Annotated in this window: 9 protein-coding genes and 1 tRNA gene; 6 read left to right on the top strand and 4 right to left on the bottom strand. The window is 39.5% G+C overall.

The features are described from left to right. Nucleotides 1-17: 17 nt before the first annotated feature. The 3 genes from FJR05_RS19420 to FJR05_RS19410 all read right to left on the bottom strand — a co-directional run bounded on the left by FJR05_RS19420 (nt 18) and on the right by FJR05_RS19410 (nt 2,342). Nucleotides 18-932: a hypothetical protein gene (locus tag FJR05_RS19420; RefSeq protein ID WP_174783782.1), complete on the bottom strand. Its 915-nt coding sequence runs from the start codon at nt 930-932 to the stop codon at nt 18-20. 644 nt (nt 933-1,576) lie between these two features. Further along, nucleotides 1,577-1,650: transfer RNA gene (locus tag FJR05_RS19415), tRNA-Pro, on the bottom strand. Nucleotides 1,651-1,814: 164 nt separating this feature from the next. Further along, nucleotides 1,815-2,342, bottom strand: a complete 528-nt coding sequence (locus FJR05_RS19410) for a GNAT family N-acetyltransferase (RefSeq protein ID WP_168645633.1) — start codon at nt 2,340-2,342, stop codon at nt 1,815-1,817. Between the two features lie 567 nt (nt 2,343-2,909). On the opposite strand from FJR05_RS19410, the gene FJR05_RS19405 reads away from it, so the two are divergent. Together FJR05_RS19405 and FJR05_RS19400 are read left to right on the top strand one after the other, a co-directional pair. After that, nucleotides 2,910-3,629 carry a hypothetical protein gene (locus FJR05_RS19405; RefSeq protein WP_168645632.1) on the top strand — a complete coding sequence of 240 codons (720 nt, stop codon included), beginning with the start codon at nt 2,910-2,912 and terminating at the stop codon, nt 3,627-3,629. Between the two features lie 202 nt (nt 3,630-3,831). Next, on the top strand, nt 3,832-4,722 hold the full coding sequence (locus FJR05_RS19400; protein WP_168645631.1) for an alpha/beta fold hydrolase: 891 nt from the start codon (nt 3,832-3,834) through the stop codon (nt 4,720-4,722). 161 nt (nt 4,723-4,883) lie between these two features. Here the strand turns inward: FJR05_RS19400 and tsaD are convergent, their stop codons facing one another. Then, complete coding sequence (gene tsaD / locus FJR05_RS19395; RefSeq protein ID WP_168645630.1) at nt 4,884-5,876, bottom strand: tRNA (adenosine(37)-N6)-threonylcarbamoyltransferase complex transferase subunit TsaD; 993 nt, start codon at nt 5,874-5,876, stop codon at nt 4,884-4,886. A 238-nt stretch (nt 5,877-6,114) separates the two neighbouring features. Here tsaD and FJR05_RS19390 point away from each other — a divergent pair, with 238 nt between their 5' ends. From FJR05_RS19390 to FJR05_RS19375, 4 genes are all read left to right on the top strand, one after another. Further along, nucleotides 6,115-6,609 (top strand): Photosystem I reaction center subunit III, encoded by a 495-nt coding sequence (locus FJR05_RS19390; RefSeq protein WP_168645629.1) that lies wholly within the window; start codon nt 6,115-6,117, stop codon nt 6,607-6,609. A gap of 39 nt (nt 6,610-6,648) precedes the next feature. Continuing rightward, nucleotides 6,649-6,795 carry a photosystem I reaction center subunit IX gene (gene psaJ, locus FJR05_RS19385; RefSeq protein WP_039203682.1) on the top strand — a complete coding sequence of 49 codons (147 nt, stop codon included), beginning with the start codon at nt 6,649-6,651 and terminating at the stop codon, nt 6,793-6,795. An 81-nt stretch (nt 6,796-6,876) separates the two neighbouring features. Then, a complete protein-coding gene (locus FJR05_RS19380; protein ID WP_168645628.1) occupies nt 6,877-7,425 on the top strand; it encodes a photosystem I reaction center subunit XI in 549 nt (182 codons plus the stop codon). An 834-nt stretch (nt 7,426-8,259) separates the two neighbouring features. Then, a complete protein-coding gene (locus FJR05_RS19375; protein ID WP_168645627.1) occupies nt 8,260-9,444 on the top strand; it encodes a DUF4347 domain-containing protein in 1,185 nt (394 codons plus the stop codon). The last annotated feature ends 78 nt before the right edge of the window (nt 9,445-9,522 follow it).

Raw genomic sequence — 9,522 nt, 5'->3', positions numbered from 1 at the left:
GTAAAGGATTCACAGAATTAACACACTAGTCCACCACTAATCACCCGCATAGCATCGGTTTTATCAGATTTATCTAACCAAGTTTGTAGTTCATCCTCTAAATTAACCACATACCGCTTCACATTCTTCTCTACTGATTGATATCTTCTATTAGAGACACCAAAATCATCATCTTCACTTTCTATTTTCTCCTCATAAAAAGCCCGGAGAGGAACATAAACCTGTTTCAGTCCAAATGCTTCATTAAACATTCTTTCTTCCACTTGTTTTTGCAGCCATGCCGAATAACGCCGCCATGAAAGTTCCTTTTTAGCTTCTTTTTCGACAGCTTGACTAAAAGGATTATCTAATGCTGTTTGCAACTTGGCATACTTATCAGAATGTTGATCAAATTCTGAATATACAGCATACAAAAATTCATTAGGCAAGCGATTACTAATTGTTTCTGCTTGCGCTGGCTTGAGATTAAATTCTGCTTGTAGCCACTCAGCAAAAGGAGTTTTAATTTCTGCAACAACGGCAAAATCTTGGGGACATTTAAAAAAATCTTGATCAATAGTAATTTCTTCAGATTCTAATTTTTCTAAACACTGATTGAAAAGCTGTTCTAAAATTCCCCGCAGTTTATCTTCTTTTACTTCCTTCCCCTGACTTGCTTCCTGTAGTAAATCTTGATTATCTCCTATCACATTCACCATTGCCTGTGTTAAAGCCGAACAAATTAATAACCAAGCAATTTCTCCCGGTTCTTGTGCTACTCCAATAGCCGCACCAATATCAACAATATTTTCAGGCAGATTACCAATATTACCAGTAACCGCATTTGCCCCAACCTTGATTATTCCCACCCCAAAATCCCGCCAATTCACATTAATCTCTCTTTTTCCCAGCGCAACGGGTTTTTTGAGAATAATTCCAGGTCTGTTATTCATAGCTATTGGTGTGTTTATCGTAATACTTAAATTTCAGGCATACAAACACCCATATTTTAACCTATAACGGTACGCACTTACACAACATAAATCACAGTGCGTTAGCTAGTAGGTTGGGTTGACGCAAGGAAACCCAACATTTCCTATAATCATAATTGTCAGAATCCAGGGCTGTTTCATTCTAAAATCTGACATTTTATGTATTTACGAGAATGCGTCATTTTAGGCTTCAGGGCTTCTATCTCACGACGGCTGAAAACACATAAATTCGTTGCTTAAATCTAGAATGAAATAACCCTGGTCAGAATCAGGATTTGATTTTTTGCTAAACTCCCATAATGGCTGAAAAAGAAAATCTCTTCCCTTTCTTCTTTGCGTCTTTGCTCCTTTGCGTCTTTGCGCGAAATAATTGTCTGAATCAGGATGCTCAAGATTAAAGGATTAACAGGATGTTGTGTGAAGTTTGATTTTTTGGGATGTAAGGATTTTGAGATATTACCTAAATTATGATGTAGCAAAGATATGATAGTTCATCAAATAAAAATCCTGGAAATCCTCAAATCCTGGAAATCCTGATTCAGACAATTTAAAATTTATAGACTTCAAGAATGTATTTATTATGTTTTGAGCTTATATCTCACAAATCGGGATGACAGGATTCGAACCTGCGGCATCCTGCTCCCAAAGCAGGCGCGCTACCAAGCTGCGCTACATCCCGTAAAGTCACAGAAACCAAACTCCACACAAATCAAATCATGTATTGTTGGCTCATCTCGACTATCATATCACAAGAAATAATAAATGCAAACCCAATAATCGAGAAAAAATCAGATTGAGGATATTTCCCTCAATTCCCTAATCCCCACACCCCAGCCACCTTAATCACTGAGGATACCAAAACATTCCTTTTATACCTTCAGGATCTGACATAAAGCCCATAGTTTTATAGAAATCTACAACGTGAGGGTCAGCAAAAAGAGTGACATTACTAATTTCTTCACTCCTAAGTTTTTTGAGGACATATTTCATTAATGCCTTACCTAGACCTCTACTTTGAAAATCAGGATGAACGACTACATCCCAAATGGTGGCATTAAAAGCATGATCTGAGGTAGCACGGGCAAAACCAATCAAACGCTTTTTGTTTCCTCGCACTTGCCACATAGAGGCCACGAGAAAACTATGCTCAATAGCTTTTTTTACTTTTCTGAGAGGGCGACGTGACCAGCCAACTGCATCACAGAGTTCTTCGAGTTCATAAAGGTCAATATCTCTTTCCGTACTGAAAATGATTTGATCCTTACCTACACTAGAATTACCGTCAACTTCCGCTGTATGCTCATTAACAGCAGTGTTTTTATTTGTCGCTAAAGAGTCAGGAGTGCTAAACCAAGTTTTCCAAAAACCCATGCCAATGCAGTTCGGGTAGTATGACTAAAATTGGTTTCCACTTTTAAAAAGTGTTGATTCACATTTAACATAACTATGATCATTGCCGGCTAATTCACTAGAAACATTCTACGCGGTTTAGCGAGTTACAATACTCACAGCTAGTTATCAGGTGTTTCTTCCCAATCACTTTCAACTTTAGCATTTTGTTTTGACACTACTCCATAAAACTCAACCAAAGGCAAAAATTTTCCGAAATTCAAGTATCTTTTCCATGTTCATGACTATATTCATTCTCTTTGCTGTCATGACCCGATAAAACTCAGATCATTCTATGCTAATCAATATCAACTTCAATAACACAATGAGAACAAGTAGTTTAACTGATACGCTGTAAACTTTGAAAGATAACATTATTTCGGATATCTAATTAAATTTGGGGATACCTAAGAGGTAAAAGGCAATAGGTAATAGGTAATAGGTAAAAGTTCTTAATCTTTCCCTGCTCCCTGTCTCCCAGTCCCCAGTCCCCAATCCCCAGTCCCCAGTCCCCAGTTTGTACAAAACAAGCAAGTCTTACCCGCAAAAATGGCTTCTGGTTTAAAATCTTCGACTCTAGAACTCCTGAAACGCTTTAATCGAGCGTTTCCCCAATTCTATGAGCAATTTGTTAGTAGTGAGATTCAACTTCAAAATTTACGCCTAGCATACCGTCTTTATAAAACTAAACGGGCTGTTATTGAGATGAAGCCAGAAGGGAGCAAAAGCGCCCTGCATTTTGCCTACCGCAATCAATCTTTCCTCTTGAGCGATATTTTTGGTGTTCTAGCAGCTTATGGTTTAACTATTCACGGTCTGAGTTTATACGGTCAAATTCGACCACCAATGCTGGTTTTTATTAAATTACTGGTATCTCGTGGCAATAAAGCACTGACCGAAAAAACTGCTGAAAATGTTTGTCGTGCTATTCGTGAGGCGTTAGCAGGCCGATTTGAAGTGGAGGAAATGCTGGCTGTAGAATTTAATCTTGATGCTGGCCTCGAACAGGTACAAACTGATTTCTATGTTGATCCTGTTTTTCATCTTCCGGCTTTAGTGATTGAAGCTGATAATCAACCTGGATTATTCTATAAAGTGATGTATGCTATCTGGCAAGAAGACCTGCTGGTGGTTAACGCCAATTTGCTGGTTTGGCGCGGACGGACTCGACTAATTCTTTATTTGTTAGGTCCGAATGAAAGTCTCATTCCTGAATATTTAGGTCACAGAATCGCGGAAGGAGTGAAAAATAGATTACTTAGTCAATAGACTTAGCTCAGTAGGTTGGCGTTAAAAATTGTCGTTATGACAAGGCAAGAGGTTTTGGGTAATTGTACTTTTTTTACACATTTTGTTGATTTAACGTCCATCTGCTTAATTCAAACAAAAATTAAAATTTTGAATTTTTGGTTCTCTGTTCGTGTTGAGTTGTATTGAGTCGCACCCACTCTTGAGGGTACGATATTTAATTATGGCAACAATAGAAATCTTAGGCGTTCCACATACTTATGAGCTAACGGCTCCTACATCATGCCCTCATACTTTAGTATTTATCCACGGTTGGCTAAGTAGTAGTGTATATTGGCAACCTGTGATTTCTCGTTTATCGGTAGATTTGCAGTGTTTATCTTATGATTTACGAGGTTTTGGTGAATCACAGTCTCAGGTGACATCAGAGATAGAACTGACTGCTACAAACTCTAGTATGGTTAGTTGGTCTGTGGATTCTCTGTACTCTCCATCTGCTTATGCTCAGGATTTGGCTGTGCTTCTCCAACACTTGAATATTTCTAGTGCTTGGTTAGTTGGTCATTCTTTGGGTGGTACTATTGCTCTATGGGCGGCGGCTCAACTACCTGATTGTGTTCAAGGTGTGATTTGTATTAATGCTGGTGGTGGAATTTATCTGAAGGAAGCTTTTGAGCAATTTCGCGCCGCTGGACAAAAATTTTTACAAGTTCGTCCCCGTTGGCTTTCACAAATGCCTTTGATTGATTTGTTGTTTACTAAAGCTAGTGTGTTGCGTCCTTTAGACCGATACTGGGCGCGTCAAAGACTGATTGATTTTATTGTTGCTGACCCTGAAGCTGCTTTGGGAACTCTTTTCGACTCTACTACGGAAGCAGAAATTAATTCTTTACCCCAGTTAGTATCTAAGTTAAAGCAGCCTGTGTATTTTTTAGCTGGTGCTGACGATAAGGTGATGGAACCTAAGTATGTCCGCCATTTAGCGAGTTTTCATTGGCTTTTTCAATATGTTGGCGATAATGTGATTGAAATTTCTGATTGCGGCCATTTGGCTATGTTAGAGCAACCAAAAGCTGTGGCTGAAAATATTCGGTCATTGGTCATTAGTCATTAGTCATTGGTCATTAGTCATTGGTCATTGGGAAAAGAATATTTCTTTTTATTTCTCTCCCCTGCCCCTCTGCCCCTCTGCTCCCCTGCCCCCCTGCCTCTTCTAGGGCTTAACGGAGTTTCATACAACTGCATGACTTGGTTCAGTGAGAGTCGGGAATGGACTCATAATGTGAGGGGGGATGTTCTACCAAGCGATAGGTGTTCGGCGGCGGCACAGCCAATCATGGCGGCGTTGTCGGTGCAAAATTTTAAGGGGGGGAATAAAACCCGGAGATTATATTTGCTGGCTGCTGCTTGTAAATGCTTTCTCAGTCCACTATTTGCTGCTACACCACCACCGACGGTAATGGTATCTAGTCCATAGTTACGAGCGCAGGCGATCGCTCTTTTGGTCAGCGATCGCGCTATAGTATCCTGAAAACTAGCCACTACATCGGCAATTGGTACTTCTTTACCCTCTCTCTCCAACTGCTGCACTAAACGTAATACGGCTGTTTTTAATCCGCTAAAACTACAATCATAGGGATGATAACCCCCACCCGGTAAAGAAATTTTGCCCTCCGGTAATGCAAAAGCCTGGGGATTGCCAGTTTGTGCCAGTTTATCAATTATTGGGCCACCAGGATAACCCAGTTTCAACAACCGCGCCACCTTATCAAAAGCCTCACCCGCCGCATCATCACGGGTTTCTCCCAAGGTTTCGTACATACCATAATCTTTCACATAAATCAAGCTTGTATGACCTCCAGAAACAAGTAAGCTAAGAAAAGGAGGATTTAAACTTGGCTCACTCAAGTAAGTCGCGTAAATATGCCCTTCTAGGTGATGCACCCCCAAAAAAGGCAAATCATGGACAATGGCCAGAGTTTTGGCAGCCGTTAATCCTACCAGCAAAGCTCCTACCAGTCCAGGCGCACAGGTGGCAGCTATCCCATCAATCTGACTCCAATCTAGATTACTAGATGCGATCGCTTGCTCTATTTCATAATTTAGCGTTTCTAAATGCTGACGTGAAGCCACCTCTGGCACTACCCCACCATATTGTTGATGAACAGCAATTTGTGAAGCAACAATACTGCTACACACTTCACGATTCTTAACAATTGCCACAGCAGTTTCATCACAACTGGTTTCAATAGCCAAAACGGTTGTCATAGAATGGTAATTGGTAATTGGTAATGGGCAACATACATTCTCTCATATCTTTCCTGACCCTACTTTCTCCCCTTTTCCCTATCTTTTGATTGAGAAGCTTTAACTTTTATTGACTTCAACTTTACTCAGTCCCCAGCCAAGAGTATGATAACTTCCTAGTTATCTAAAATAAAGACTGTACAAGCCGCTTCGTTTTGTACAAGAAACTTCCCGTTTTGTAATAAAAGGAAACAACTCCATGAGACGATTGTTTGCTTTGCTTTTGGTGATGACTCTTTGGTTCAACTTTGCTCCTGAAGCTAAAGCACTAGGCGCAAACCTTGTTCCTTGTAAAGACTCTCCCGCCTTTCAAGAGCTAGCACTAAACGCCCGCAACACCACCGCTGACCCCGAATCAGGCAAAAAGCGGTTTGAACGTTATTCTCAGGCACTCTGTGGACCTGAAGGTTATCCCCACCTGATTGTAGATGGTCGTCTTGATCATGCTGGTGATTTTTTAATCCCTAGTATTCTCTTCCTCTACATTGCTGGTTGGATTGGTTGGGTAGGCCGTGCTTATCTCCAAGCAATCCAAAAAGGATCAAATCCCGAACAAAAAGAGATCCAAATTGATTTGGGTATTGCTCTACCTATCATCACCTCCGGTTTTGCTTGGCCAGCAGCAGCAATCAAGGAATTGCTCTCCGGCGAATTAACAGCGAAGGATTCAGAAATTACCGTTTCCCCACGTTAATTCATTTGTTTTCACTAACTCATTCTGGAGACTAAATTCATGGCTGAAAAAGGCGACGAAACCAACTATTTGCTGACATTCATCTCCACTGCTCCCGTTGCAGCTACAATCTGGCTAACAATCACAGCCGGGATTTTGATTGAATTTAACCGCTTCTTCCCCGACCTCCTTTTCCACCCACTATAGGTTGAAAACACGGTTAGGAAAAGCTAATTTACTTAGCTTTCTCTTCTGGATTGTTTAGCAATAAACAATCTTAAATAATGTATGGAACTCGTAATCTCACCTGTGATTTATGGGTTTCATGCCTTGAAAAAGAACAACAGTGATTCAAGGAATCGAAAAATAGTTATGGCAATAGCAGCAGGACGTGATCCACAAAAGGGCGACCTAGAAACCCCCATCAATTCCGCTCCTTTGGTGAAGTGGTTTATTAGCAATTTACCAGCTTATCGCCCCGGACTAAATCCTTTTAGACGTGGTTTGGAAGTTGGTATGGCTCATGGTTATTTATTATTTGGACCTTTTGATAAATTAGGTCCTTTACGTAATGCGCCTAATGCTAACTTAGCTGGTTTACTGGGCAGCATTGGTTTGGTTGTAATCTTAACCGCTTGCTTATCCTTATACGCTAACAGCAATCCTGATAAAGCACTTGCTAGTGTTGCTGTACCTAATCCTCCCATTGATGCTTTCAACTCTAAGGAAAGCTGGAATAATTTCGCTAGCGCTTTCTTAATTGGTGGTATCGGTGGCGCAGTAGTCGCATTCTTCTTAACAGGTAATTCTGGATTAATCCAAGGTTTATTGGGTTAATTTAATTCTTGGTAATGGGTAATAGTTGTTAATTTGGGCTATTACCTATTATCGGGAGAAGTATATTAGAAAATAGATAAATATAATTTTACAAAAAACTAATTATAAAATAAATACTAAATTATTCAGAGGATGTTTGAAAAGTCTAAATTCAGAGATTTCTCAAAGACCCATTATTTTTTGCAGACAGTATTTTCCTCAAAAGTCCTAAGAGAATAGAGTCTCTGGGAATGATTATGGGTTTATGTCTACTGGTTTATACTTTAGCTCAACATCAAATTAGAGCCGCAGTCAGAGATTATAAATCAACAATTAAAAATCAATTAAGTAGGTGAACAAAATAAAAATGAGGAATATTGCGTTTTGTAAAATGGCTGAAACTGAACCAGAATAACGCATTAGGACAATTTTAAATACCGATACATACCTTGAAATTTTTCTGTTTACCTACTTAGGTAAAGCAACTGACAGGCAAGAGCAGAGACTAATAATAATTAAACTTCCTTGAGGTCAGATTGAGTTCAAGCCACTCAAGAATTTTCGGCAATCTGTTCCTAATCTTCATGTTTATCGCCAAAAAACCTTGATTTTGCGTATTTACTTAAAAAATCTGACAAATGTGAGATCTACTTCCTAAGAGAGATGATAAATGTGACACAAATTTTAATTTTATTTGGGTATCATTAGGATTTATACTGGAATTTATAGAGTCTTGGTTTCTTGACTACCGTTTCTAGGGTTTCGAGGCTTACCTAAGTCAACAAGACATCTTGAGTCATCGCAGAATCACAGTATCTTTACGCAATTATCTTTCACCATTTAAGGTAATCCCCCATGACTTCCCTTGTTTTCATTGATTCCCGAATCCAAGACTACCAATACCTTGCTGCTAATGTGACTCCTGATACTGAGGTTGTCATCCTCGACGCAACCCAGGATGGAGTAGACCAGATTACCCAAGCCTTAGCGGGGCGCAGTAACTTAAAGAGTATTCAGATTGTCTCTCATGGGAGTAATGGCAATGTCCAGTTAGGTAATACTTCGCTCAATGCCAGCACTTTAGGGGATTATAGCGCCAAAATTCAGTCATGGGGAAATGCCCTAGAAGAGAATGGAGACATATTATTTTATGGCTGTAATTTAGCTGCTGATGAGGTGGGTTTACAGTTAATTCAACAAATTAGTCAGTTAACAGGTGCAGATGTAGCCGCTTCGGAAGATTTAACAGGTAGTTCGGCTTTGGGTGGTGATTGGGATTTAGAGGTACAAACAGGGGAAATTGAGGCAAGTTTAGCGATTAGTGAAGCAGCACAGGATAACTATGCCCATACTTTAGCAATTCCAGAAATAGCAGTTTATAGCACAAATAGCCCTGCCAGCAAAGTTTATCGAGCTGATCTGATTGGTTCATCAGGTACAGGAGATGGACAGTTTCTAGATCCACGAGCGATCGCAGTGGATAGTCAGGGACGAATTTATGTTGGAGATAGTCACAGATCTGATATCCAAGTATTTGATAAAAATGGCAATTTTATTCGTAAATTTGGTTCACAAGGTACAGGAGATGGACAGTTTTTAGCTCCGTCTAATATGTTTATAGCCGTAGATAGCAATGATAATATTTATGCGGTTGATCAGGAGGCGGACCGTGTCCAAGTATTTGATAAAGATGGCAAGTTTCTCCGCAAATTTGGTTCATCGGGTACAGGAGATGGACAGTTTGTCAATATCATAGGCATGGGTATTGATCAACAAAATAATGTTTATGTTCTTGACAATACCAGAAAAGATGTTCAAGTTTTTAAATCTAGTGGTAATTTTCTCCGCAAATTCGGTTCACCAGGTACAGAAAATGGACAGTTTGAGCGACCCGTAAGTATAGCTCTTGATCCGAAAAATAATGTTTATGTTACTCAGCACTACAGTATTAATGTTTTTGGTAGTAGTGTTCAAGAATTTAGTGATGTTCAGATATTTAATAGTAATGGTACATTTATCAAAAAAAAAATCCGAAAATAGGTGAAAACATTATTAATTATTATGATATAAAAATTGATGCTCAAGGAAATATATATACAGTAAACCCATACGGAGAGG

Source organism: Dolichospermum sp. UHCC 0259 (assembly GCF_009711935.1).
In the GTDB taxonomy this organism is placed as follows: Bacteria; Cyanobacteriota; Cyanobacteriia; order Cyanobacteriales; family Nostocaceae; genus Dolichospermum.
The sequence above is the reverse complement of the archived record's forward strand: the minus strand, read 5'-3'. Positions and strand labels throughout refer to the sequence as shown.